The 26,933-nt window shown below is 45.0% G+C and carries 18 protein-coding genes; 6 read left to right on the forward strand and 12 right to left on the reverse strand.

All coding sequences use genetic code 11. The annotated features are described in order from the left end of the window. Positions 1–9: 9 nt before the first annotated feature. The 9 genes from DYD21_RS11140 to DYD21_RS11180 form a co-directional block, all read right to left on the reverse strand. Positions 10–1,890, reverse strand: a complete 1,881-nt coding sequence (locus tag DYD21_RS11140; RefSeq protein ID WP_116036598.1) for a DUF2779 domain-containing protein — start codon at positions 1,888–1,890, stop codon at positions 10–12. Next, the gene (gene murB / locus DYD21_RS11145; RefSeq protein WP_233505522.1) at positions 1,887–2,957 is read right to left on the reverse strand and encodes a UDP-N-acetylmuramate dehydrogenase; all 1,071 of its coding nucleotides are present in this window, start codon (positions 2,955–2,957) and stop codon (positions 1,887–1,889) included. The genes DYD21_RS11140 and murB overlap by 4 nt, the downstream gene beginning before the upstream one ends. Then, positions 2,957–4,345: a hemolysin family protein gene (locus tag DYD21_RS11150; protein ID WP_233505524.1), complete on the reverse strand. Its 1,389-nt coding sequence runs from the start codon at positions 4,343–4,345 to the stop codon at positions 2,957–2,959. The genes murB and DYD21_RS11150 overlap by 1 nt, the downstream gene beginning before the upstream one ends. 120 nt (positions 4,346–4,465) lie before the next feature. Further along, positions 4,466–4,918, reverse strand: a complete 453-nt coding sequence (locus DYD21_RS11155) for a single-stranded DNA-binding protein (RefSeq protein ID WP_116036602.1) — start codon at positions 4,916–4,918, stop codon at positions 4,466–4,468. Positions 4,919–4,993: 75 nt separating this feature from the next. Further along, a complete protein-coding gene (locus tag DYD21_RS11160) occupies positions 4,994–5,740 on the reverse strand; it encodes a 2,3,4,5-tetrahydropyridine-2,6-dicarboxylate N-succinyltransferase (RefSeq protein WP_116036605.1) in 747 nt (248 codons plus the stop codon). Then, the gene (dapA, locus tag DYD21_RS11165) at positions 5,737–6,621 is read right to left on the reverse strand and encodes a 4-hydroxy-tetrahydrodipicolinate synthase (RefSeq protein ID WP_199535516.1); all 885 of its coding nucleotides are present in this window, start codon (positions 6,619–6,621) and stop codon (positions 5,737–5,739) included. Before dapA ends, DYD21_RS11160 begins: the two co-directional genes overlap by 4 nt. Continuing rightward, positions 6,621–7,292 (reverse strand): dihydrodipicolinate reductase C-terminal domain-containing protein, encoded by a 672-nt coding sequence (locus DYD21_RS11170; RefSeq protein WP_116036610.1) that lies wholly within the window; start codon positions 7,290–7,292, stop codon positions 6,621–6,623. The genes dapA and DYD21_RS11170 overlap by 1 nt, the downstream gene beginning before the upstream one ends. 18 nt (positions 7,293–7,310) lie before the next feature. Next, a complete protein-coding gene (gene lysC, locus DYD21_RS11175) occupies positions 7,311–8,657 on the reverse strand; it encodes a lysine-sensitive aspartokinase 3 (protein ID WP_116036612.1) in 1,347 nt (448 codons plus the stop codon). A gap of 584 nt (positions 8,658–9,241) precedes the next feature. Further along, a complete protein-coding gene (locus DYD21_RS11180; protein ID WP_116036615.1) occupies positions 9,242–9,892 on the reverse strand; it encodes a hypothetical protein in 651 nt (216 codons plus the stop codon). Between the two features lie 181 nt (positions 9,893–10,073). On the opposite strand from DYD21_RS11180, the gene DYD21_RS11185 reads away from it, so the two are divergent. The 6 genes from DYD21_RS11185 to DYD21_RS11210 are packed head-to-tail and all read left to right on the forward strand — an operon-like array spanning position 10,074 to position 23,394. Then, positions 10,074–11,522 (forward strand): NFACT RNA binding domain-containing protein, encoded by a 1,449-nt coding sequence (locus tag DYD21_RS11185; RefSeq protein ID WP_158551573.1) that lies wholly within the window; start codon positions 10,074–10,076, stop codon positions 11,520–11,522. Then, on the forward strand, positions 11,519–12,082 hold the full coding sequence (locus DYD21_RS11190) for a shikimate kinase (RefSeq protein ID WP_116036620.1): 564 nt from the start codon (positions 11,519–11,521) through the stop codon (positions 12,080–12,082). The genes DYD21_RS11185 and DYD21_RS11190 overlap by 4 nt, the downstream gene beginning before the upstream one ends. Beyond that, on the forward strand, positions 12,060–13,160 hold the full coding sequence (gene aroB / locus DYD21_RS11195; RefSeq protein ID WP_116036623.1) for a 3-dehydroquinate synthase: 1,101 nt from the start codon (positions 12,060–12,062) through the stop codon (positions 13,158–13,160). The genes DYD21_RS11190 and aroB overlap by 23 nt, the downstream gene beginning before the upstream one ends. A gap of 12 nt (positions 13,161–13,172) precedes the next feature. Continuing rightward, complete coding sequence (locus DYD21_RS11200; RefSeq protein WP_116036625.1) at positions 13,173–17,855, forward strand: hypothetical protein; 4,683 nt, start codon at positions 13,173–13,175, stop codon at positions 17,853–17,855. A gap of 21 nt (positions 17,856–17,876) precedes the next feature. Beyond that, complete coding sequence (gene rnr, locus DYD21_RS11205; protein ID WP_116036628.1) at positions 17,877–20,021, forward strand: ribonuclease R; 2,145 nt, start codon at positions 17,877–17,879, stop codon at positions 20,019–20,021. 16 nt (positions 20,022–20,037) lie between these two features. Then, entirely contained in the window at positions 20,038–23,394 is a 3,357-nt protein-coding gene (locus tag DYD21_RS11210) for a PD40 domain-containing protein (protein ID WP_116036630.1), read from the forward strand. 294 nt (positions 23,395–23,688) lie between these two features. Here DYD21_RS11210 and DYD21_RS11215 read toward each other — a convergent pair whose 3' ends face one another. From DYD21_RS11215 to DYD21_RS11225, 3 genes are all read right to left on the reverse strand, one after another. Beyond that, positions 23,689–24,207, reverse strand: a complete 519-nt coding sequence (locus DYD21_RS11215) for an ester cyclase (protein WP_116036633.1) — start codon at positions 24,205–24,207, stop codon at positions 23,689–23,691. Between the two features lie 122 nt (positions 24,208–24,329). After that, complete coding sequence (locus DYD21_RS11220) at positions 24,330–25,799, reverse strand: multicopper oxidase family protein (RefSeq protein WP_158551576.1); 1,470 nt, start codon at positions 25,797–25,799, stop codon at positions 24,330–24,332. A 16-nt stretch (positions 25,800–25,815) separates the two neighbouring features. Then, positions 25,816–26,736, reverse strand: a complete 921-nt coding sequence (locus tag DYD21_RS11225) for a hypothetical protein (protein ID WP_116036639.1) — start codon at positions 26,734–26,736, stop codon at positions 25,816–25,818. Positions 26,737–26,933: the final 197 nt, after the last annotated feature.

A 26,933-nucleotide genomic window follows, 5' to 3' on the forward strand; every position in this document is an offset into this window, starting at 1 on the left:
CATCTTCAATTACCCTTCAATTACGATATCACCTTCTCCCCCGTTCATTTCTGCAAGGTGAACCAGATGATCAAAAATAAGATATAATGCAAGTGTATCCATCGAACAGTACCGTTTCATAAGTGTGGGCACCAGCTCTTTCTGCTCCTTGTTCAGGGCACCCGCTTTCATACAAATATACGCGTGCATCGCAGTAATTCCATCCCTGATCTGGCACCTTTCGTCTGATATCTGCTCGTACGGATCAATTAAATTTCCATTCTCACAGGTTTTCAACAGGTTGATATCAGTATCGCTAACTGTCATCACGGGGTTTTGAAACCTTTTGAGGATCAATTCAACTCTCAATACAGAATAGAGAATCTCTTTCAAACTCAATCCACCATTCATAAATCGATTGTAGTACCCATCGCGGAGAATTTTGCTCATGTCAATGAATCTTCCCCCGTGATATGCAGATCGGGTCTGCAATATATTTTCAAGGATGCGAACCTCTTTACGATTAGCGACCGGATCGGTTTTGAATTCGCGGTATAATTTGTTTAAAGCTTGTTTCTCAAACGGCGAGTACTGGATAATTGTTCCTTTCTCATATTCCGGAATCTCAGAAAGTTTATTCAACAGCTCCCGGTGCACATCGGAGTGCCTGTCAACATCCAGCCATTGGGTGTGTGTGAGCTCTCCGCTGTCCGAAAGTGTGTGGCATGAAAACTGGAAGATCAGCGGCTCGTACGGTCTTTTACCTGCTTGAAACGGAATGGGGTTTGTGGCAGCCTCAAAGTCAAGAAAGTGGACCGGAAAGCGGATTGATTTCAGAAACCGTGAAAAGGGTTTAGCAAAAATAAGAGGCAGCGATTGATCTTTCGCATGTAAGATTTGCATAGCTTTTCGGTGAGAAAGCCCTATGGTTTCATCAGTATGGCTTATGATGTTTTGAGAGGAGTTTAATCCGGGAAGATGGCTCAGTTTCTCCTGGTACAATGCGGATTTTTCCTCATCCATATTCACACTGTGACCAATTAGTTCGTATTGATGCAGATCACTATTCAGCAGGTTCGACTCCTGGAAATGTATATCCCAGCACCCTTTCACGCCGCTTTCTGGTCTTCTGCGGTGTGAACAATGCTTACAGGCTGAATGAACGGTTTTCACAAACTGTTTTCCACCCAGCCGGTAAATTTCGTCTATTTGCTGAAGTGCCTCTTCCACAGACATACCGTTAAAGGTATGATGTGATACATCAGTCGGAATACTTTCTGCTGTATTTTGAACTTCCCGGGTTCCATCAATTTCGGCAAAAAGCCGGGCAATCTCATCAAGTCTCTCTTTTTTGATATTTCGCTCTCCCGTGGTTTGATGAAAAAGACGGTCTGAATTTGCTGTAAATTTTTTCTTTGGAAAAAGAAACCTGCACTCAATTATGTGATCCGGATACTGCAATTTCAAGAGGTGTCTCCGGTACGCTGCCATAAGAAGGTAGCGGTTCAGCGAACGGCTTTGCGGAATTCGTTTGAACAGATTTTCAGAATCTGTTTTTAAAGCTTTCCCATGAACCTGCACTATCGTCAGCTTATTTCCCTTTTTGACAAGAATAGGAATACGCGTTTGATACGTTCCTGAAACGATTACAGCCCCGCAGATTACCGTTTCATCTGATTGCAGCCACACCTCAGTCTCTTTATCAGCAGCTGCTGTGGAGTTGGATGTGTATTGAACAGTTCCGTAAAGTTGTGCTGCAGCTTCTCTCAGCAGTCGTTTCGATTTTCTTCTGAAGAGATCACTCCGGCCTTCGTTATAGGACTCCTGTCGGATAAATGAGAGCTTCAGCGGACAAGAGATCGCTTCTCTGAATGTATAATCTCTGATATGTTCTTTTTGGGATGTTTTCAAACAGATTGACCAATAATATTGACTTCGGGCTGCAGATCAACACCAAATGCTGATTTAACGGAGTCGCGAATTCTCATCGCATGATCATAAATTTCCCTGCCGGTGGCTCCACCCATATTCACCAGAACGAGTGCCTGGTTTTTGAAAGTCCCAACGTTTCCAACCTGTTTCCCTTTCCAGCCTGCCTGGTCAATGAGCCATGCCGCCGGTATTTTTCGTTCACCTCCGCCCATCTCATATGATGGAATTCCGGGGTTTTCTTTCAATAGCCGGGTATAAGTTTCAGAATCAACGATCGGATTTTTAAAAAAACTTCCGGCATTTCCAATGTCTTTTGGATCAGGCAATTTTGATTGTCTGATAGATACCACGGCATCAAAGATATCACGGGTAGCGGGCTTTTTGATCCCTTTTTCTTCCAGATAATTACTCAGTGCACTGTAGCCGGTTTCAAGACGGTGAGCAGAGGTTGTGAGCCTCAGCTTAATCTCGGTGATAATCCGTTTCCCTTTCAATTCGCGCTTAAAAACACTATCCCGATACGCAAACTTACAATCATCTTTTTCAAAAATCTCGAACTCTCCGGTTTCGGTGTTTAAAGCTGTCAGAGATACGAAAACTTCTTCTAATTCCACGCCATACGCGCCGATGTTTTGAATCGGAGCAGCACCAGCCGTACCGGGAATTAACGCAAGATTTTCGATGCCTCCGTATCCTAATTCAACTGCTGAATGAACCAGCTGATGCCAGTTTTCCCCTGCGCCGGCACGCATCAAAACCGTATCTGAACTGTCTGGTTCCTTATCAAAATGAACACCTGGAATGGAAATTTTTATGACCGGTTGAAGGGGATTATCGATCAGCAACATGTTGCTGCCACCACCAAGAACCAGCGGGGAATACCGGCTAAAAAAGTGATTTTCATATAACGCGGCCAGCTCCCGATGATCTCTGATTTCGATAAATTCACCTGCTACAGCCTCCACCCCCATAGAATTAAGGCTGGCAAGATTTACATTTTTCTGGATTTCCGGCTTCTTCATCAACGACTCTGAACGACTGCTCATTATTTAATGGAATCTTTTTCTACTTCTGAGCGGCTTCTCAATTTCACGCGAACTTTTTTTACCCGGTTATTTTCCAGTGAGTGTACTGTAAGCTCAAGATTTTTGTAGACCATCCTCTCTCCCACATTCGGTATTCGTTCCGTCAGGTGATAGACCAATCCCCCTAACGTTTCAAATTCATCTTCGGGAGATGAGATATTCACATCCAGGATATCATCCAGATCATCCAGGTCTATCTTAGCATCAAAAACATACACGCCGCTTTTAAATTTCGTGAAGAGTTTCTCTTCAGTATCTCCATATTCATCCACAATATCCCCAACTATCTCTTCAAGAATATCGTCGAGGGTAACAATTCCCTCGGTGCCACCATATTCATCAACAACCGTTGCAATGTGTGTTTTTTCGTGCTGAAAATCGCGCAGCAGATCATCCAGCTTTTTCGTGGCCGGTATAAACAGAGCTTTTCTCGCGATGGTTTTCCAGTTGATGATGGTATCCTGCATTTCAGTATTAATGTAAGGAAGAACATCTTTTGCATAAATAACCCCGATAATAGAATCCAGGTCGCTGTCGTACAGCGGCATTCTCGAAAGACCTTTTTCTTTAATCAATTCAATCACATCGGGGAGAGTAGCATCCACGGGAACAGCAACAATATTCACTCTCGATGTCATAATTTCCCGAACTGCAATATTCCCGAATTCAATTACATTTTCGATAATTTCCCGCTCATCACCATGTATGGATCCCTCTTTTTCGCCAACCTCGGCCATGGTTTTAATATCCTCTGTCGTCATTTTATTCGACGGTTTTGGAAGGGCCCGTTCGAGCGTCATTGTGCTCTCGGCGATCATTTTGGATACCGGGGTGAGAAGAACAAAATTGGCATAAATAAATGTATTCATCAGCCGGGATACTTTCAGCGGATTATTGATTGCGATCACTTTTGGAGTAATCTCACTGAGAATCAGAATCATGAATGTCAGCACTATAATCTCCACTGCATAAACGAAAGTCGAGGGCAGACCATAGGCAGCTACTATTTTTCCGGTTATAACCGCTGCGAGAACTGAGCTAACGATATTGGCAAATGTATTCCCAATCAGAATAGTGGCAAGCAGTCGCCTGGGTTTTTCCAGCATTTTTGTGATCCGGGAATCTGCGCCGGAGTGATCGGGATCCCGGTTCAGCTGATCAAGTTGATTTACGAGAGAAAAGAACGCAACTTCTGATCCGGAGTAGAGAGCACTGATCAGTAAACCCAGAACCATTATCGCGGCTTCTATAGAAATCACGCCCCAGCTTAATGCCTCACCAAATTCAGCAGAAGCAAACATCACATGCCGGAAAATATAAATAAGAGGGTCTCCTGGAGGTTCGTCCAATGTATCCAAAAAGCTGTTTTGAGTGTAATTCTTTAATAAAGTTGAATAAAAAAAGGTGACAGTCAAATGGAACTGCCACCCAATTTATCAATTATATCGCATTATTTCGGATAATTTACCTTAGAACGGCAAATCATCGTCCATATCGTCGAAATTGTTATCGATCGTGGCACTGCTTCCCTGGGGTGAATTACCCGCTGAAGCTGCAGCCGGAGCACCGGTACCACCACCGGTGTTACTGCCACGGCTGTCTAACATTTGCATGTTCAATGCTTTGATTTCCGTGGTATATTTTTTCTGCCCATCTTTATCTTCCCACTGACGGGTTTGAATCGGGCCTTCAAAATAGGCAAGAGAGCCTTTTTTCAGATATTCCTGGCAAATTTCAGCAAGACGGCCCCATGCTACAATCCGATGCCATTCTGTACTCTCCTGCTGTTCACCATTTCTGTCTTTGTACCGCTCCGTTGTTGCCACACTTAACGTTGCAACTGCTGTATTCGATTGCGTATACCGAACTTCCGGATCAGCACCAAGTCTCCCGATTATCATTGCTTTATTTAATGAACTCATGATTTACTCCTCGTTTTATTAAAAGTTAAATACTGTATATATGGTTGAAAAATTGGGAATCCCTTACACTTTTTTTTAACGAAGTGCTTCTTCCAGTTCCAGAGAGGCATTGCTTCCTTCATCTCTGTACTTAATAATAATCGGGCAGGAGATACTCAAACCCTGCGATTTTCCCCATTCGTTCGAGACCGGTCTTGATCCCGGAACAACCACTGCCCGTTCAGGTATTGGTGCTCCTTTACCTAAGAGTTTTTCATGTACGCAGTCGTAGACCGGAACAGATTTTGAGAGCGTAACTCCGGGTGCGATTACTGCGCCTCGTTTTACAAGGATGCCTTCAACAATTACAGATCCGGCACCGACAAAACAATCATCTTCCACTACTACCGGGCTCAGCCCAACAGGTTCCAGCACTCCGCCAATTTGAACTCCAGCAGACAGGTGTACGTTTCTACCAATTTGAGCACAGGATCCCACCAGTGCATGGCTGTCTACCATAGAACCTTCATCTATATAGGCACCAATATTAACATACGCAGGCGGCATCAGAATCACACCTTCAGCAACATATGCGCCGCGACGAATTGAGGATCCTCCCGGCACAAGACGTACACCTTCATCGGGGTGCATGATTCTGGGCGGCAGATTATCTTTATCTACAAAACCTTCATAAATACCGCCATAACTAACATTTTTACCCGCTTTAAATGCATCCAGGATTGCCTCTTTTACCTTAACATTGGCAATCCACGTATCACCGTCTCTGTCAGCAGCTCTTATGGTTCCGGCTTCAAGTTGATCTAAAATTTTATTCCAGCTCATTGTTCGTAGTTTTCTTTGTACCAGTTATTGATTTCATTGTCAATCGTTTCCAATTCGGTCAGATCAGTCAGCTCATCTTCTGTTAATGGAAGACGAAGAGTCGCCGAAGATATTTCACCGCGGCTGTGAAGTAATTTTTTTACAGGAATAGGGTTTGATGCCGAAAAAAGCGCCTTAACTGCCCGGTTCCATAGTGGAAAAAGAGATTCCGTTTTTCCACTCAAACATAAATTAGTGTACAATTTTGTAGCTTCAGGCCACGCATTCGACGCAACCGAGACCGATCCGCTGCAACCATAAGGCCTGAATATTGAAACGAGTGCATCATCACCGCTGTAAAGAGGTATACCCGGCACTCGTTCCCGAAACTCACGAAAGACCGCCAGACTGCCACTGGCCTCTTTAATTGACCACATATTTCGGTGTTCTGCAAGTTTTTCGGCTACCACAAACGGCAGATCGATCCCGGTTCTGGACGGGATATTGTATAACATACAAGGTTTTTCAGATCTGTCCAGCAGCGCTTTAAACCATTGGTACTGCCCTTCCGGCCCGGGTTTTGAATAGAGCGGAGTTACCATCAGGAATGCATCAATATTCAACGTATTGCAATACTCAACCCATTCGGTTTGTACAGAGAGGTTCATACCTCCCACTCCAACCATCAGCGGAACATCCGGGTTTATACCGGATACAAAATCTACAACTTCCTTTTTCTCACTGTCGCTCAGGGCGAGTCCTTCTCCGGTGCTGCCAATCAGTAAAATGCCATTTTCGGCAGCCTCCTGGCGCTCCACCATCCGCCGTAAGCTTTCAAAATGAATGCTCCCATCGTTCTCCATAGGAGTAATCAGTGCTGTCCATTGTTTTAGATCGGTCATCATTGCAGAGCAAATTCCTTATCAAAAAGTTCTGAAAACGGGTAAAGTCCGGGCATGATTGTAGAGTCATTGATCAGCTGTTTCGCCGCCCAGATCGCACCTTCAGCGAACAGTTTTCGGTCGTGTGCCTCATGTTTGAGGTAAATCGATTCATTTTGAGTTTTAATGTGCAATTCGTGCACACCTTTCACATCGCCTACCCGGTTTGACGAAATGGATGCATCACGGTTCAGCCATTCCCTCCATGAAAGTGCGGTACCACTCGGTTGATCCACTTTATTGGTGTGATGTATCTCGTGAATATGAAACTCAGGGGAATCAAGCATTTCACTTCCGCTGCCAAATATGTGAAGAGCCTTCCGGACCAGGTTCATGCCAAGGCTGAAATTAGATCCAATAATCCAACGGCTGCCGGCCAGTTTCACCCTTTTTGGCAGGTTTTCCGGCCATTGATACCCTGTGGTTCCCCAGACGGCAGGAATGTCGGTTTGAAGAAGCAACTCTAAAATCTCTTCAGCCGCATCACCCGGCACAAATACAATCGCTGCGTCTGTTTCTTTTAGTTTTTCAACCGTTGGTTTATTTAATTCATTAAAAGGTACTGCTGAATCACCCAACAGATCAACAATTGCACCCCCTGTTTTGCCGGTACCGATAACAGATATTTTCATGTTCAGTAAAAGATCAGATTATTTGTTAATAAATGTTTGATGAAGTGTGCGAACTGCATCTTCCGCTTTCGTTTCATCCACAAGAAAACAGAGGTTATGCGAACTTGCACCATGACAAATCAGACGGATATTCGTCTCTTGCAATGCCCCAAAAACCGGCCCGCTTAACCCTGCTGTAGCATGCAAATTATTCCCCACTAAAGCTACCAGGGCGAGATTTTTTTCGATATTTACATCACAAAATGACCGGAGCTCATTCAGCACCTTTTCAGAAAGATGATTTCGTTCGGCAGATTGCACATCCGTATCGAGCGTCATAGAAACACTCACCTCACTTGTGGTAACCAAATCCACACTGATTTTATATTTTGATAACACCTCAAACAGGCGTGCGAGATAACCGTGACGATGAAGCATATCCAGGCTGTGAACCGTTAAAAGAGTCTGGTTACGCCGCAAACTTATGGCCCGGATCACCGGTTTTTCCGATGTCTCCTTCACAATCCATGTTCCGGGCTGATCGGGATGAAAACTCGACCCAACATACACTTTGATCGACTTTCGAATGGCCGGCTTGAGGGTTGCAGGATGGAGCACTTTCGCGCCAAATACTGAAAGCTCAGCGGCTTCATCAAAACTAATTTCAGTAATTGGCTTCGCATTCGGTTCTATACGAGGGTCAGTGGTGTATATGGCTGTAACATCCGTCCAAATCTCAAGCACATCAGCGTTCAAAGCTTCTGCAAAAAGTGCGGCAGAATAATCACTGCCACCCCTTCCCAGTGTTGTGGTTTCACCTTCCGGTGTTGAACCTACAAACCCCTGGGTGATTACGCGTTTTTCCTTCACCAGATTCCGGAGCTTTACTGCCGACCGGTTTTCAATTTCTTTAATATCGGGTTCGGCATTTCCGTGTGCATCGTCTGTTATGATCACATCCCGGGCATCAAACCAGGTAGCACCGGATTCTGCCTCATTCACAATTTCTGTAAAAAGCAGGGAAGAAAGCCTCTCACCGCAAGACAAAATCGCATCTTTCTCCCGGGCTCCAATCACCTGAATTTTGGTGTATTTCCGGAGTTCATTCAGGACATCATCAAGCTTCTTACGTACGTTTTCAGGATGCTGAAGCTCGTTACAAATATCTGTATGTTTTTTCTGAATCGTCCGGAATAGTTCCTCTTTTTCCGGAATAGTAACCGATTCACAAAAAGAGGTCAGATGATTCGTGGTTCCTGAAGTTGCACTAACAACAATCAGTCGTTTATCGGGGTCGTTGGCAACAATTTGGGCACTTCGCCTCATCGCTTCAGCATCGGCCATACTTGTGCCGCCAAACTTAGCTACTTTTATCAGATCCGGCATTTTTATTTATTCTTGAGATTCAGAGCTTCACAATATACAGATTTAGCACCTTCTTATCAGATCAGATTCGCGCATAATTTTATTTGGATCTACAGGAAATCGGCAAAAGCACCTTTTTTCCGTTTTAGTGAATTATGGCGGGTTCTGGCCTGTTGATACATACAAGCTCATTCCTTTCCTCGGTTGAGTGCCACAGTTAATCCGTTGATGTATACTCACGGCGTTCTGTGTACCTGTTAAAACACGATAAAAAAATGCCTTGCGAGGAATACTTTCGGAACGAGAATAATACACTAATTCACTTTTATCGAAACGTTCTGGGCAGGTGTGAGGAGAAGAAGGAAACCCGATTATTGAGTTATGTACTTTTTTTGTATTTTGCTCAACTGTTCAGATAAACCAATTTCAATTTAATTCTACAGGGTGATTATTTATGCCAAGCGGAAAGAAAAGAAAGCGCGCAAAGATTGCTAAGCACAAACGGAAAAAGCGTCTTAGAAAAAACCGACACAAGAAGAAAAAGTAACGATTTCGTTTAAACATCCTATCAACTTAAAGGTGCGCATTGCGCACCTTTTTTTGTATCAGGCTGCGTGTTCATGTACAGTATCATCCACGATCGTAACTACACGTTTTGCCCTGAAAAGTATGTGGATGAGTTTTCGCTCAACGAATTTTTGAACATCGCTCAGGCTGCTTAGTCCCTGAAATGAGTATTGGAAATAGGAAATCAGGTTGATCGCGTTCAGATATTTACCATGCTGGTCACCATCAATCTCAAGGTGCCAACGGGTAATGATATCATCGGTGAGCAGCAGTTCATTGACTTCTCTGCTGGCATGATCCATCCACTCACTTGCTTTCTGAATCCGGTAATTTGCATCGCCATTGGTTTGTTGCGGCTGGCAGCGGTCTTCCCGAAAATGCCATGTAACTTCGATATCAATCACCGGGTCTACTTTTGTTTCGGCAAACGTTTCTGATTGCAGCACCGGGTGATTACCCGTACCATTTAGCTGGCGAGCGAGAGACGCTTCCCGAAACCGGTCCCAATCGAAATTAATAGAAAGCGATTCCAGGTGATTCGTAGAGTTGCTCAGGTCAATGAAAATTTCAAGACCTGTGGCGTTTATTTTCGATTCCTCCCATGTTTTAAATGTCGTTACGTTTATATTTCTCTTGTTTAACGAACTATCAATTGTGTTAACAATCGATTGAAAAATAGGATATTCCATATTAAAACAATTAATCTATTAATTAGTTGCTATAGATCCCGTAATGAATAACTTTTATGTATTAATATACCTAACTGAGTACCTAAAACTCAAATGCTCAGGGAGCAGTTTAACTTACAGTTATTCACCCCACAAAAATGTATGGGAAGGCTTTTTCTCCACAAAAAAAGAAACTTTTCGTTTGATTTTCAGTGCCCACAGTAATGAGACCGCACTTTTCGCTGACTCCTTCAGAAATCCAAAAAAATCGAACGTAACTGAATTTTTCGAAATTCTTAAAGAAAATTTAATTATTGACGTAAGTCTGGCAGACCGGGATCGCTGGATTACGTTGACGTTTGATAATGGTTACGAATTACTACTCAAACTATTTGGTAATGATCCCAATATTCTACTGGTTGAAAATGAAACGGTAAAAGAATCATTCAAATCTCCTGATACCTGGAAAGGTCGAGAAAAACCAAAACCCAGGAAGCCATCCCCTATGGCCGAAATCCAGCCTGAATGGAACACCCGAACGGTTATTACCAAAACCGACCCAACATTTCCCCGTCACCTGATAAACCCGCTGATAGAGCATAACAACCTGAATGAGCAAGCGCCTGAAAAAGTGAGGGAGTTTATACAAAAAGTCTCCCGGCAGATGAAGAATGAGCCGGAATTCCGTGTTCTTAACGATGGCAATATCTGCCTGATCAACCAGACATATCTGCCATTGGAGGATCTGAAAACATTTGAAAATTGTAATGATGCTATTCGTTACACCTACTACAAAACATCTCGTGAACGCAGACTGAGCAAACGTATTCAAAGTCTTGAACCCCGGATCGAAGATGCTATCAAAAAAAATCGCCGTTCTATTCAACAGCTCGAAAAAGCTGATAAAGCGCTCGAGAGGGCCGACCGATATGAGCAGTTCGGTCATATTCTGATGGCGCATGCACACGAATCGATCGGGCATGATACAGAATCCATGACGGTTTCAAATTTTTATGAGGACAACAACCCTGTGGAAATTCCGGTAAAGCCGGATCTTTCCGTTGCCGAAAATGCCCAGAAATATTACGAACGATCCACAAAAGCAAAAACCCGGGTGGAGGAATCGAAACGCAGACTCCGGGAAATGAAATCCGAACTCGAAGAGCTGGAGACGATTTATGACTCTTTCGGAGGTATTGATAAAATTTATGAATTTGATGACTGGCTTGATGACCATCGGCAGCAACTGAACAGGCTTGGAGTCCTTTCCCAAAATCAAAAAACGGAATCCCTCCCCTTTCGAAAATCCATTGTTCAAAATTATGAAATCTGGATTGGAAAAAGTGCGAAAAGCAATGATGAGGTCACAACCCGGGCACACAAAGAAGACATCTGGCTGCACGCCCGCGGAGTTGGAGGATCGCACGTTGTCATCCGGATGAACAACAACAAAGAATACCCTCCCCACAATGTATTGATGAAAGCTGCTGCAGCGGCGGCATACAATTCAAAAGCGCGGGGAAGCTCACTCGCACCGGTCATTTATACGAAGCGAAAATATGTTTCAAAACCGAAAGGAGCCCCTGCCGGAACCGTTCGTGTTCACCGCGAAGAAGTAGAAATGGTTCAACCCAGAAAACTAAATACATGAAAAACTCACAGCTTAAACAGCCGCTGTTTTTGTGTGGTATGATGGGATCCGGAAAATCAACTGCGGGCCGGAAACTGGCCGATCGACTTGATGCACCATTTCTCGATCTCGACGCACAAATCGTCCGCGAAGCCGGCATGGAGATTCCGCAAATCTTTGAAGAAAAAGGCGAAGAGTGGTTCCGAAACCTTGAACGAACACTGCTCATTCGTGAATCACAGCAGTTTAACGGTGTGATGGCACTTGGCGGCGGATCTCTGCAAAATCAAAGAGTTGTCGATCACCTGAAAGTTTATGGGTGGCTTGTTTTTCTAAATGTGCCTAAATCCGTAATTTTAGAGCGGCTATTAGGTTCTAAAAATCGTCCGAAGCTGAAAAGCAATCAACCGGGTTCAGAAACAGATCAGCTGGATCGGACGATCACACAACTATTGGAACAAAGACTTCCATTCTACAAACAGGCTCAAATCACCATTGATACCGGTAGTGCAACTCCGCCGGAAATTGCCGAAATGATTATTAAAAAAATAAAGATATATGACGGATACAATCGACATTAGCTCGTCGGCCGGCTCCTACAATTTCACTGTCGGGCGCTCCATTTTTGAGAAACACCTGACCGCTCTGAAAAAGAAAAACCAGTTTTCCGACTGCTTTATTTTTGCTGATGAAAATGTCTGGAAAAATCACAATAACCGAATCCAAACGGCGTTTGAATCTGCCGGATTATCTTTTAAAAAGGAAATCATTCCGTCTGGTGAAAAAAGTAAATCCATTAAACAATGGGAACGGTTAACAGGCGTTTTACTGCAATCCGGTGTGCGGAGAAACACTCCGCTGTTTGCAATTGGCGGAGGCGTAACGGGTGATCTTTCCGGTTTCGTTGCATCTGCAACCATGCGGGGAATTCCGCTTATTCACGTTCCAACTACCCTGCTTGCCATGGTCGACAGTTCAATTGGCGGCAAAACAGGTGTGAACCACGAAACCGGCAAAAATCTGGTTGGTGCATTTTATCAGCCGGTGGAAGTAATCGCGGATACCACCTTTCTGGATACACTACCGGATCGTGAATGGAACAACGGCTTGAGTGAAATCCTGAAATACGGCGCAATACGTGACCGTTCAATATTTGATCGGTCAGAATTTTTCCTCGAAAGAAGTTCAGCATCAAACAAAAAAGAGAACAGTTCCCTCGAAAACCTGATTTTGGACTGCGCCGGAATTAAAGCCGACATTGTGCAGGAGGATGAATTTGAAAGCGGAAAACGAGCATACCTGAACTTCGGTCACACCTTTGCCCATGCGATGGAGAAGGTTGCCGATTACGGAACCCTGAGCCACGGCGAAGCCGTCTACCTCGGGATGCTTGCCGCGACAAACCTGTCGAACTCTCTCGGAGCTGACCTGAATGATGAAATTTTGCGAAAATTCAGACCTCTTTATTCATTTGATATCTCACCGGAAATGCTGCCCGTGGATTCAATGTTTAAAACCATGAAACTTGATAAAAAGAATGTTGATGAAAATTTCCGGTTTGTTTTGCTAAAAAACTGGCAACAACCCGTCGTTGAAACAGTTAACAACGAGGAGCTCATCAGGAAAGCCTGGCTCACCGTTTTTAACGAACTCGATTAACCGAACACTCACTTGATATTACGCTGGATCTATATTTTATGGAATTTTTTGCTGAAAACAGCCGGGTATCTCCTCCTGTTTCTGGTAATTCTTGCGGGCTTTTTATTGGCTGCAATTCAGCTTCCTGTTAGTAAAGATCATCTGCGCGTTCAGCTTGAAGATGCTTTTAACCAGCAGTTTGACGGCACCGCGGAGGTAGAGTCTATCCGCGGTTTTATACCATTTCGTACACAGTTTAACAATGTTGTTTTCTATTCTCCGGAATACCCTTATGATCAGCAGTTCAGCGCAGATGAGATGTACGTATCAGTTGATCTTTGGGAGCTGATCAGGGGAAATATTGAAATCACATCACTCCAGTTAGATTCACCCAACGCTCTTTTTAGTATGGGAGACGATGGATTGCAGCTCGCTTCCATATTTTCAACAGGTCCGCCGGATTCCGGCGAAAGTGAGAGGAGCAGCCGCAGAGAAGCCAGCCAGTTCTTCAATCAATTTTCAATTTATGCTCCCGAGATCACTATTTCAAATGGCGTGATTACAGCAGACGAGTCGATTCAGTTTCCTGATCGCACAGGATTTTCTACTCCGTTTGTATTATCTGAATTGAATGCTCAGTTTTTCCTCGATTCTGATGATCAGCAGCAGTTCCTGGATATCACTTCCATGAGCGCATCAACAAATGATCCTGATTTCCCGAAATTTTCTCTCAACGGCCAGCTTTTCAATGATTCGCACTATCTTGAGCTGAACGGGTTTGAATTCAATTCTGAAAACATAAACATTTCTCTTTCAGCCGAAGGTTCTCCCCTTCATCTTTTTTCAGAACATTTCCGCGAACAACTTGCATCGGCAGAATATCTTCTCGATATCCAGAATTTTTATGTCGAGCCCGTACTGCTGCACCGGTTTAATCCGGCTCTTTCTGAAATCCGGCAGCCTGTTGAATTTGTGGGTTCAGCAGAGGGCAATCTCGAAACTCTTTACCTTGACAATCTCCAGGTTACAATTGGTGAATCATCACTGCTGGCTGATGGCAGGCTGCGAAATCTTATGGAATCGGACCTTGATTCCGATTTGGCCATCAGTAATCTCGTTCTATCGGGAAATGAGCTCCAGCCGTTTCTGGCGGAGGCCGGCCTGGATGATGTAGACCTGACTCCCTACGGATATCCTACTCTCAGAGGCAGCCTGTCCGGAACGCTGAACCAGGTGGAGGCTGATCTGACACTCGAAACCGATCTGGGTTCGGCGGAGCTTGAAGGGGATCTTCATTTCAGAGATATTTTAACCTATTCTTTGCAGCTTGGAGCCGACTCACTTGATATCTCTCCCTTTTTCAGAGATTCAGCAAATACCACCGTCCTTAATGGACGAATTACAGCAAACGGATCCGGCACCGATCGTTTTGCAACAGTTGAAGCCGAGGCGGATCTTTCCAACAGCCGCATCAAGAATCATCCCTTTGCACTTTTGACTGCAAATCTGAATATGGCTGATCAATCGGGACGATACTCAATAGCTTTGCAAAATGACCGTACGGAAGGTTCCGCAAGTGGAAATTTTCAGCTGGGAGACTCACAGCAGCTCAACACCGAAGCAGTTGTCCAGCAGCTGGATATCACGCAATACATAACCGATCTGCCGTACGAATCAACCCTTTTCAGCGGACGAGTTTCCGCAAATGTAGAAGGCACCTCAATGGATGACTTGTTTGGCAGAATCAGTGTGGAAGTCAGTGAATCCATCATCGACGGTGACACCCTGAGACCCCATCAGTTTTACGCTGATATCAACGAAGGTGACGGAGAAAGCCGCACATTACGGCTTACAAGCTCATTTTTTGATGCCGAACTCAGCGGCACGATATACCCGGGGTTAATTCGGGAGAACGCGTCTTACTGGCAAAACTACCTTACTGAACGTTTTCAGGACGAGCTCTTTTTTGATGATTTAATCCCCGAATTTCCTGCCGTAGCACCTGCAGAGCGTTCATTCGAACATACTGGTCCGATGGACCTCTCTCTTTCGGCATCACTAAAAGATCTTCAGCTTTTCCGCGCCTATTTTCCTGATCTCAGAGAGATTGAATCAACAGCCACGGTTAACCTCAACATCAATTCCACCAATGATGCTTTATCGCTGAACGGCTCGGTGTTTGATGATAGTCTGAATGTTGGCAACTCTGTGTTTAATAATATCGGCGTAACGTTTACTGCCATGGTGAATCACGGAGAGAGCCTGCGAAATAACACCGTATTCGATTTTCAATTTAACAGTCCTTCGATGCGCATTGACGACCGGTACAGTATCCGCGGTGCGTCACTAAACATGAGCTTACGGGACAGTATTCTCACCGTGCGTCAAGAAATTGAGAACGCCCTGGAAAACCTCACATATTATAGTGAAACGACAACAACATGGTATCCAAACCGCCTTGAAACTACTGTTGACACCCTCACTACGGGATCATCGGCTTATCAATGGCAAGCGCTTGGAACACCGGAAATTATTTACAACCGGGACGGATCTCTGACTCTGAATGAATTCAACCTTGAGAGTGATGAAGATTATTTTGAGATAAACGGCACGTTCAGCGATGCGCCGGAGGATTCAGTAAATTACAACATTCGTAACTTCAGTCTGGGCCGGGTGTCGGATCTTATTGGCGGCCGAATCCAGTTTGAGGGTGTGGTTGATGGCGATTTCACGACACGGGCACTCACCCAGATTCCATCCATCCAGGGGGATATTACAGTTCTGGACGGAAAAATTAATGACCGTGTGATTGGTGATGTATCCCTGCGCAGCAGATTTAATTCTGAATCAAACCGATTCGATACAGAGCTACATCTCTATACAGATCCCGCCCGATACGCCGATTACCTCGAAGCAAATGACGGGATTGGTCATGATCTTTTCTTTGAGGGGTATTTCAGAGCACCTGATGAATCAGATGATGATACCGAAGATCTTTTTTATTTTGATGCCGATCTTCGGGAAATCGACATGTGGATTGTTACCTTCATCGTTCCTAATGTGATTCTGGAAATGGAAGGCAGTGCCAGCGGAACCGGTTTTATAAGGGGAAATCGCGATGATTACGATTTCGAAGCTTCTTTTGATGTTCAGGATGTTTATGGGCGACCGTTCTTTACAAATGTTCCTTACATGCTTGAAGGAAATCTTATTTTCAATCGCGCTGACGGGCTTCTCTTCGATGAAGTTTACATGGATGACATGGAAGGCGGTGAAGGTCTACTTACAGGTCAGATTGACCTCGATGATTTCAGCCCGATTACCATTTTCGACCTTCGGCTCGCACTGGATAACTTGCGGTTTATGAATAATGTGCAGGATCCGAATGTACCGTTTTATGCCAATCTATATGGGAGTGGCACGGCCGTTTTTGAAGGAACCAATGAATCACCATCCATTCGATCAACAACACCCATTCGGCTCAGTTCTAATTCCCAGATATCCATTCCGCTGCAGGAAGAAACCGAGCTGGAACAAGACCGGAGGTTTATCCAATTTGTGGAATCCTTCGAAGATTTAACTCCTCTGCAAAGAAGGAATGGCCGTGGTGATTCCGGCAGCGGAAGCGAGGAAGGAGAGATCGACCTTACCTTTGTAGAGCTGTTCAGCATGAATCTGCAGTTTATCGCTGACGATCCGGTTAATGTGCGGCTGATCTTTGACCCGGTAACAAATGACATCCTCACGGCAACCGGAACCGGTCAGATTCGGGTGATTCTCGACGACCAGGATATGAGCATGTTCGGACGGTTTAATATTTCTGGCGGGGAGTACCAATTTGTGGGTGGAGATATTTTTACCCGCAGATTTACCATTCAGGACGGGGGCTCCATCAGCTGGCAGGGTGATCTTGTGGACGCCAATCTGAACGTGACCGCATCCTACCGTGCCCGGCCCGACATCTCCACCCTGCTGCCAACCGGCACAAGTTTTCAGCGCGTTCCAATTGAATTGATTTTGCAGATTGGTGGTACCATCAGTGAGATCGAGAACGATTTTTACTTTCAGATTCCCACCGGAATTGAAGCCCCGCAGGATCCGACCATTGCAGCACAGATCAACCGGATTAACCAGAATGAGGATGAAAAAGTGCTTCAGGCTTTTGGGATTTTGCTCACCGGCAATTTTGTACCGACCGATGAACTCGAAAATCCTGAATTTGGCCATGTTACCGGAACAAGTGCACTCGTAAACCCGTTAGTATCAAGTCAGATTATCAGTCCGCTTTTATCAAACCAGATTAATTCGCTTTTACGGAGTGATATTACGTTTGATGTGGATTTTAATCTCAACGCATTTAACGAGGTCGATCTCGGGGTTGCGTTGCGGTTGTTCAATGACAGAATTGTGCTTCGGCGCGAAGGTCAGATCACCGGGGATACAGAGGTTGGAGATATTGGAGCGACGTATCGTATCAATCGAATCTTTTCGGTAACGGCGTTTCACCGGCAGGATCCAACACTTTCAAACCGTGCTGAAACCGAAGCACGCCAGACACAGGAGATGAACGGAATGGGAGTTGAAGCACAATTTCAATTTAATACATGGCAAAGCCTGAGAAACAGAATTTCAAACTCTTTCAGAAATTTGTTTGGATTAAAAGAAAAAGAACCTGAGGTTGAGGAGAATGATTCTGATTCAATGGCACAAAACTAATTACAGAGAAATAAACAACGAATGAGTAAAAACAACTTAAGTTCATTAGAAAAGCAAATTGTTAAAGTTTTAGAATCGTACCCGGATGCATCCATTCCTATTCCAATTCTTGTGGATGCACTGAGCCTCACCTCAAAAAAAGGAACTAAAAAATTAAAAACCGCCGTGAACCGGCTAAAGCAGCTCGATATCCTTCGTGTAAGCAAGGGAAACCTGGTACGCTTGAATGAAGTGGTGGTCAAAGAAGACAATACCCTCACCGGGATTCTGGATGTAACCAGCCGTGGTGACGGATATGTGATGGTAGAGGGAAGGGATCAGGATATTAAAATCCCAAGCAGGCAAATGAGTACCGCTTTAGACGGAGATACCGTATCCGTAAAAATTACCGGCTACCATAAGAAAAGCAGCAAAGCGATCGGTAAGATTGAAGATATTGTAAAACGCGCCCGTACTACTTTTGTAGGAACCCTCACAGAAGAGGCAAAAAACACGTACATCATCAAGCCGGATCAGCAATCTTCGAGAGTCGATTTTTTCGTAACTCCGGAAGATCTGAATGGTGCAAAACCCGGTCAAAAAGTTACGTTTTCCCTTGTAAACTGGGATGATGTGCGCGGATACCCGCAAGCAAGCATTAATCATGTTCTGGGTGATGCCGGGTCGAACGAAGCCAACATCTTATCCATTTTGGCCGAGAAACAGTTTGAAGCGGAATTTCCGGCCGAAGTGGAATCATTTGCAGACGATATACCCGATACAATTCCTGAAAAAGAGATTGCCCGCAGACGCGATATGCGCGAAGAAGTGGTCATGACAATCGATCCGCCCGATGCCCAGGATTTTGACGACGGTCTGAGCATTGAAGTCCTCGATAATGGAAATTACTATCTTGGTGTGCATATTGCCGATGTAACGCATTATATGCCGCGAAACTCTGTACTCGACGAGGAAGCGTATCAACGCGGAACAAGTGTATATATGGTTGACCGGGTGATCCCCATGCTCCCGGAGCGTTTGAGTAACGGCGTGTGCAGTCTTCGTCCGAATGAGGATAAGCTCACCTACAGCTGTTTCATGGAGATTGCACCAAACGGAAAAGTTGTGGATCACTCCGTTGAGGAGACTGTTATTCACTCCCGGCAGCGATTCACCTATTCTGAAGTGCAGGATATATTGGATGGTGACCGTTCACATCCATTCGAAAACCAACTCAAAACCCTGCAGACACTGGCAAATATTCTCCTCGAAAAACGGTTTCGTGAAGGTTCCATAAAATTTGAAACACCCGAACCCCGTTTCGTTCTGGATGATAACGGCAAGCCGATTGATGTAATCGTCAAAGAGCGTATTTTTGCTCACAAGCTTATTGAAGAGTGCATGCTGCTGGCAAATAAAACTGTAGCAAAACATGTAGATCAGCTCAGAGGCGGAAACAAAGCAAAAAACAATCACCCGTTTCTCTATCGTGTGCACGGCGAACCGGACCTTGAAAAGCTTCAGAATATCAAAGAGACAGCCAAACCGCTTGGTATTGATCTGAACCTGAATGGAAAAGTAACTGCTTCGAAAATCAATGAACTTCTCTCAAAGGTTGAGGGAACATCTATTGAAAATATCATAAACGGGCTGATGCTTCGTTCTATGGCCAAAGCGGAATACAGTCCGAAAAACATCGGGCATTTCGGCCTCGGTTTTAAAGATTATGCACACTTCACAAGCCCAATCCGCCGATATCCGGATGTAATTGTCCACCGGCTGCTGAAGCGGTACAATTCCGGCGGAACCGAATACACGTATGATCAATTAATCGAAGACGGTGAACACTGCAGTGAAAAAGAACGTTATGCCGTGGAAGCTGAGCGTGATTCTGTGAAATTGAAACAAGTTGAATATCTGTCTGACAGGCTCGGGGAATCGTTTAAGGGCACCATTAGTGGCGTTACCGAAAACGGACTTTACGTGGTTTTAGATGATATTTACTGTGAAGGAATGATTCGTGTAAGTGATCTTGGTGATGACTATTATGTTTTTAATCCACAATTACATTGCCTTACAGGCCGTTCTAAAGGAAAGAAGTATCGCCTGGGCGATTCAATAAACGCCAAGGTAACGCGAACAGATCTCGGTAAACGCCAAATTGATCTCATACCTGCTGATTATTAAATAAACGCTACAAGATATGCCATCATTGAAAAAACTGATCCTCATTCCCCTGATGTCTCTGTTTCTGGGGAGCCTGCTCATCGAGACTTTATACGCACAGTATTTCTATTTCGGAAAAAATCGTGTGCAGTATGAACGATTCGACTGGCGCTTTATAGAGACGGAACATTTCGATATCTATTATTACGATTCGAAAAATTACCACCTTGCCCAGTTTACTGCCGAGGCGGTTGAATCATCCCTGATTCAATTGCAAAATGATTTTGGCGAACAGCTCACTGACCGGATTCCGGTTATTATTTACGATTCACACAGTGACTTTTCGCAGACCAATGTTGTGCAGCTGCCTACAGATGCACAGGGAATTGGCGGGGTTACCGACAAGTTCAAAAACCGGATGACCCAGCCATTTATGGGAGATTATGCCGATTTCAGGCGCACCATACAGCATGAGCTCCTGCACGCCTTTATTAACGATGTTTACTATGGCGGAAGCGTTCAGTCGATCATGCAAAATAATATTCAGCTCAGGTTCCCTCTCTGGTTTGAAGAGGGTCTGGCTGAGTACCTGGCTCTGGGATGGGATACACAAACCGATATGTTTATGCGGGATGCAATATTAAACAATTACCTCCCGCCAATCCCGCGGCTTCAGGGATTCTTTGCTTATCGGGGTGGCCAGTCGTTCTGGTATTATATTGAAAACCAGTATGGACGACCAAAAATCACTGAAATACTACAGCGAATTAAGCTTACCCGAAATGTTCAGCAGGCGATTACACAATCCCTTGGCATCGGTATTGAGGAACTTTCCGACCGCTGGAAAGAGTTTTATCGGCAACGCTATTTCCCTGAAGTAGCGGAGCGGCAATCGCTTCGTGCAGCTGCTACCCAGCTAACATCACGTAACCAGAGAAGAGCATACAACACAAGTCCCGCAATTTCCCCGAATGGCGATCGGATTGCCATGATTTCAAATCGCAGGGGTGTTTTTGATGTGATTGTTATTGACGCAAACACCGGAAACCGGCTTAAAACGTTGATCAGCGGGTCAGACAGCCCCATGTTTGAAGAGCTGAACATCATGAATCCAAACCTTTCATGGTCTCCGGATGGGTCCAGAATTGCGCTTTCAAGTGCATCACAAGGGCAGTACAATTTAGCAATCGTAGATTATGAGAGCGGTAACTCCACAACTACCCGTTTCCCAAGTCTTGATGCTATAAACTCCGTATCATGGTCACCGGACGGCACCAAAATAGCCTTTGACGGAAACATCGGTCCCTATCAAAGCATTTTTGTATACGATCTCGAAACCGATGATTTTCAAAATCTGACTGGTGATGTTTTCACTGATAAGGAGCCGGCCTGGGGAAGTGACTCAGAAACCGTATACTTTGTATCAAACCGTGGCAGTAACACAACACCGCATACGTTTCTTGCGGGATACTCCGCTGTAATCAGCGATGATTTCTTTGAAACAGATTTATACGCCGTTAACATCAATACCAATCGTATTGAGAGATTAACCAACACACCTCTCTGGTCAGAAAGTCAGCCAACAGCTACACGCGATGGACGGCTTGTGTTTGTATCGGATCAGAACGGTATCCCAAATATTTATGAGTATGATTTAGACAGCCGGTCAGTATATCCTTTAACAGATATGCAATCGGGTGTTATGCAGATATCTATTTCTGCAGATGGTACACGGCTTGCATTTAATGCACTTAATGAAGGTGCGCCTGATATTTTCGTGATTCGCTCCCCCTTTTCACGGCGGATGGATCGACAGCTCACACCCAATGCGTGGGCTCAACAGCGGGCCGAACAATCTCATGCAGAACGTGTACCCGCTATAGCTCATGCGAGGGAACTCATTGCAAACTCTCCGAGTGGCAATCAGCTCGTTAGCCGTGCCTTACCAGCTACAGTTGAACCGCCACAAAGAGAAAGAGATGAGGATGAAGAAAGGGAAGAAACCAGAACGGATCGGGTTGATTTCCGAAACTACCAGTTTGGCGAAGCTGTTGTGCGCGATACAACACTTGAACTAAGAGACGATCCGCGAAATTTCGAACCGGAGGATAATGTAACCGAAGATGGACTTTATCGCCCGAAGGAGTACCGCTTACAGTTTTCTCCGGATATCAGTTATGCCGCCGGCCAGGTGAATACATTTACCGGTTCATCCGCCTTTGCTTTCGTAACACTTAGCGACCTGTTTGGGGACCATCAGATAGCCGTTGGTTCTGATCTCACCTTTGACCTTCGAAACAGTGATTACCTAATTCGATATGGTTATTTGAGGAACAGAACCAATTTCTTTGCCTCTTTCAGCCACCAGTCACGAAATTATCAGTATTTCACCGGCGAGCTGTTCCGCTTCAGAACATTAAGCATGTCGGTTGATTTTCAATACCCGCTGAACCGTTATCAGCGAATCGATTACGGGATTTCAGGGATTGGAATTTACAGAGATTTCAGTTCGGTAAGATTCAGAGGCACACAAAATGCCGAGAATGACTCGAATTACTTCCTCTATCCGCAGGTTACGTACACCGGAGACTTTACGATACCGCAGCCAGGTGGAATTACACCCGGAGGCGGAAGCAGGTATTCCCTGCAGCTGGCGGGAAGCCCTCCATTTATGGCTGATTCGCCCCAATTTGCAACCCTTTTAGGAGATTACCGGCGCTATTTTGATCTCGGCAACCGAACCTCATTCGCTTTCAGAGGATCCGGTGCCTATTCCATCGGCCGTGATTCGCAAACCTTCTTTATGGGCGGTATGCTTGGCTGGATCAATCAGCGATGGAGTGATGCCGAAATTCCATTTGAACGGCTGGCTGATACCTTTTTCACACTGCCGGCGACTCCGCTTCGGGGTCACGAATTCAACACCACGTTTGGTGATCGATTTTCACTCATCAATGCTGAATTCAGATTTCCGCTCTTTGCAGCTATTTTACCCGGCCCGATTCCTTTGATTCCGCTCTATAACATTACGGGCGTTGCATTTGTGGATGCAGGTGCTGCATGGGGTTTCGATATTCCCTACTCCCGTTTCACGGATGCGCAAACCAATGAACCGATTGTTTTCTTTGAAAGAGATGCGAGCCTCGATTTCAGAGTTGCTGAAAGACGTGAGTTTGTCATAGACGGTTCAACCGGCAGGGAGCGTGTTGGCCCGCCTCAGCAAGGTGATGTAACCTCCACTGTTATTGATGGTGATATATTGATCGGTGCCGGATTTGGCCTTCGAACCATACTTCTCGGCCTTCCCTTGCGATACGATGTCGGCTGGCCCTACTTCCGGGACGGATTTGATGGATCACCAATCCACTATTTCTCTATTGGAATCGATTTTTAAGAGATTCGATACCTAAAAAAATCAAGCCATGCAGAACGAAACAATTCTGCATGGCTTTTTTATTTTACCCTGAATTGTGGTGATGGTTTGAATTCGCCCGGAATTCAAACTCAAGTATAAATTTACATATAGCAGAAACTACTGTAAGATTGTGATTTGGAGATACCGCATTAAGTTCAGTATAACCTCCTGATCTCGCTCATTTTTAGATCCGATACGGCTCCATTATACTCCGGCTCAGACGAAGTTGGGCTAAGCCCGGCCTCAGTCGCTTTCCCTTAATCATACCTTGACTTATTCCTGCGGATACGGACTCTCCACAACGCCAAGTTGCATCCAAAATCCGAGCTCATCCCAATTGTACCAGTATTCCGCAAGCTGTCCATTTCTCACAACGAAAAGAAATATTTCCGATACATTAATTTCTTTTCCCTCTGCTTCATGACCAAGAAATTCTCCTGAACCGGTTGCTATGAATTCCAGACGAATAGTTACATGTTCGTCAGCACCCACGATATGGGTAGGTTCGAGCGTAATATCAGGAAACGTACTCCAGTACCCTTCAATCAGGTCTAAAAATGAATCGAGCGTCACTTCCTCTCCGGATGTAAAAAATGGATCTGTGAGAATTGCCTCCAGGGCAGTACGATCTTGTTCATTATAGGCCTCAATATACTGCATAGCAAGTTCCTCGTTCTGGGATGCAGCCGTTTCACGATCAGCCTGCTGGCATGATGAAGCAATAAATACCAAGCCAAAAATGAGTGTGTAAATTGTTTTAAAAAGATGTGAGGTAGTTTTTTGTTCTTTCATGGTCTTGTTATTTATGTAAAAGATGTAAGTCGAAGTTCCCGCTTCGACTTACATCTCTGTTCGAATTCAGAATTCGCGACACTTTCAGGAACCTCACTTCGTTCTGCATACTGACAGGTCGCTTATTTTACTTCTAACACCCCCATCATCCCCTGGTCTTCGTGATCCAGGATGTGGCAGTGGAACATCCACTTACCGGGATAGTTGTCGTATCTTACAATAAAGCGGGCCGATTCGAAACCGGGCACATTAACAGTATCCTCCCATTTTCGCTGCGAAACCAATTCACCGTTTCGATCGATGACCTGGAACTGAAAGCCGTGAAGGTGGAACGGGTGGTCCATTCCAACCAGGTTTTGGATGTCCCAGATTTCGGTAGCTCCAAGTTCCGCTGTTTCATCAACGCGCTTCATGTCCATCGTTCTGCTGTTGATCTTACCGTTGGTCATCCTCATGACCCTTGTTTCTGTTGCGTCATCTACATTCAGTTCCGGGATTTCACGAAGGGTTTCCGGTACTTCGAAAGTTTCTTCTAAAGGGGAATCATCCGTATACCGGAGTGTCAGAAGATCATTCGCTTCATCCCAGTTCGAAGGTCGAAACATCGGCATGTAGCGGTCATACGGCAAATCCTGAAGGGTAACCTTGCTTCCCGGATCGTCGGTTCCGTGAACAAGTAGTTCAGCCCTCTCACCATTTGAGAGAATGATTTCATCCACTTCTTTTGGGTGCTCAAACAATCCGCCATCACTCCCGATGTGGGTAAAGGCATGCCCTTCAAGTGCCAGCCGGTAGATCCGGGCTCCGGACGCATTTACAATCCGCCACCGCTGAGTTTCCCCGCTGCGGATGGAAAGCTCCGGCATGATTTCATCATTTGCGAAAAGCACATCTCCCTCACGGCCATTCATATTGTCCACGCGTTCCTGCCGGGAACCGGGCTCAGCAAACTCGATCTCCCCGTCCTCATCAAACCGGTTGTCGGATAGAATTAATAAATGCTCAGTGAGCGAATCAGGAAGCGGATCATTGGGGTCGCGGATGATGATGCCGCCGTACAGTCCCATCCCCACCTGCCAGGCGGTGCGATGGTGCGGATGCGGATGGTACCAGTAGGTTCCAGCCGTTCCTTCATGAATTCTGAAGCTATAGGCGAAAGTTTCGCCCGGTTCAACGGGATGGAACGGGCTTCCGTCCATCACAAAAGGCAGGTGAATGCCGTGCCAGTGTACGGTAGTATCTTCGGGCAGATCGTTTTTAAAGTGAATGATCACACTGTCCCCTTCCGTTGCTTCCAACAGCGGGCCGGGCACACGGCCGTTGTAGGCGTAGACATCGGTTTCTACACCCGGCTTCAGAGAAATTCGCTCTTTGGAAGCCGTCAATTCTACCTCCACAACTCCCGGTTCAGAAGAGAGATTCTCCAAAACAGGATGGCCGGCAATAACTTTTTCTTCAATATCATTGGACTCTGATAATTCAGAACTGCCTATGTCTTGATTGGGTGAATACCCCAAAGTATTGACCATCCAAATCAGCACGGAAAGGATTAACACAGCGGCAGATGCATTTTTGATTGTTATCGGTTGCAATAAATTGAATGTACTGCTACTCCACCGTAACATCCTTCACCACTCCTAAATGCCCTGTGTATTCGGATAGAAACAGGTATCGTCCTGTTTCCATTTCCGTGGTAAAATACGCTGTTTCACCGGCAGGCATAAGGTGCATTCCACCGGCAAACGTATATGGACTTGGTGTTCTCAGCCCGTCTATTTCCGTAAAATTGATCCAGCGTAACACCTCCTCTGCCTGGGTGTTATCATCAACCCGAACTACGTGTACATTGTGGCCAAATCCCTGTTCCGGGTTTTCAACCAAATGGACAGAGAATGTATGTTTACCGGGTTTCAGATCACCCACAATATCCATTTCAAAGTTTGAGAGTGTGATATTGATATCGGCTTCGGGAGCTGCCGCATCTGATTGACTGTCGGTTACTGTCAATTCCCGCAGCATTCCTTCCACGGAGTGCATTTCACCCTCTTCATTCTTATAATAGCACTCAAGGATATGAGTGCCGGGATTAAGATTCAGAGTTACCTGCGTACTCGCACCGGCCGGAACAATTCCGGTTCCTCCCATAAACTCAATTCCCGCAAACCATTCGGGAAGATTTGGCATCAGTTTCTCAAAAACTAATTCCTGTTCCAGACCATCATCCCGCAATGCATACCATACTTCATTGAATGGTATTACAATCTGGCTTGCATAATCATCGAGGCTTTTACCGTCTGGTACTTTTGCCACTAACAGGAAGTGGTCTTCATTGCCATGATTTTCAAACTGGATGGTTGTCCAGCCGGATGGAATTTGGTTAGGGGCCTGGTATGCGTAATCTTCTGCAATAATCGTAATGGAATGATCAGAATGAACCGTATCAGAAGAATGCATTTGTGCCTGGACCGACTGGTATAATAATCCGGATGTGACAACAAAAATCGCGAGTAGTTTAATTTTCTGCAGCATAGTTATCCCTATTTATTTGTTTATTTATCATTAATATTTACCGTAAATACTTATTTGATTTCTCACACTTATTTCATGTATTTCAAAATGAATAAAAAGTAGTAAAATGGCATTTATAAAATTTTATGATTAGTTAAAAACCAATTTCTATTAACTCATAGTCGTTTTAAATAATTGGACAGCAATGCAATAGGCAC

It is taken from the genome of Rhodohalobacter sp. SW132 (genome assembly GCF_003390325.1).
Taxonomy (GTDB): domain Bacteria; phylum Bacteroidota; class Rhodothermia; order Balneolales; family Balneolaceae; genus SW132.

Bases quoted from the DNA above. Each gene is read 5' to 3' on its own strand.
- murB (WP_233505522.1), bottom strand. From the start codon at position 2,957: ATGAGCAGTCGTTCAGAGTCGTTGATGAAGAAGCCGGAAATCCAGAAA.
- DYD21_RS11155 (WP_116036602.1), bottom strand. From the start codon at position 4,918: ATGAGTTCATTAAATAAAGCAATGATAATCGGGAGACTTGGTGCTGAT.
- DYD21_RS11160 (WP_116036605.1), bottom strand. From the start codon at position 5,740: ATGAGCTGGAATAAAATTTTAGATCAACTTGAAGCCGGAACCATAAGA.
- dapA (WP_199535516.1), bottom strand. From the start codon at position 6,621: ATGACCGATCTAAAACAATGGACAGCACTGATTACTCCTATGGAGAAC.
- DYD21_RS11170 (WP_116036610.1), bottom strand. From the start codon at position 7,292: ATGAAAATATCTGTTATCGGTACCGGCAAAACAGGGGGTGCAATTGTT.
- lysC (WP_116036612.1), bottom strand. From the start codon at position 8,657: ATGCCGGATCTGATAAAAGTAGCTAAGTTTGGCGGCACAAGTATGGCC.
- DYD21_RS11180 (WP_116036615.1), bottom strand. From the start codon at position 9,892: ATGGAATATCCTATTTTTCAATCGATTGTTAACACAATTGATAGTTCG.
- DYD21_RS11190 (WP_116036620.1), top strand. From the start codon at position 11,519: ATGAAAAACTCACAGCTTAAACAGCCGCTGTTTTTGTGTGGTATGATG.
- aroB (WP_116036623.1), top strand. From the start codon at position 12,060: ATGACGGATACAATCGACATTAGCTCGTCGGCCGGCTCCTACAATTTC.
- rnr (WP_116036628.1), top strand. From the start codon at position 17,877: ATGAGTAAAAACAACTTAAGTTCATTAGAAAAGCAAATTGTTAAAGTT.
- DYD21_RS11210 (WP_116036630.1), top strand. From the start codon at position 20,038: ATGCCATCATTGAAAAAACTGATCCTCATTCCCCTGATGTCTCTGTTT.
- DYD21_RS11215 (WP_116036633.1), bottom strand. From the start codon at position 24,207: ATGAAAGAACAAAAAACTACCTCACATCTTTTTAAAACAATTTACACA.
- DYD21_RS11225 (WP_116036639.1), bottom strand. From the start codon at position 26,736: ATGCTGCAGAAAATTAAACTACTCGCGATTTTTGTTGTCACATCCGGA.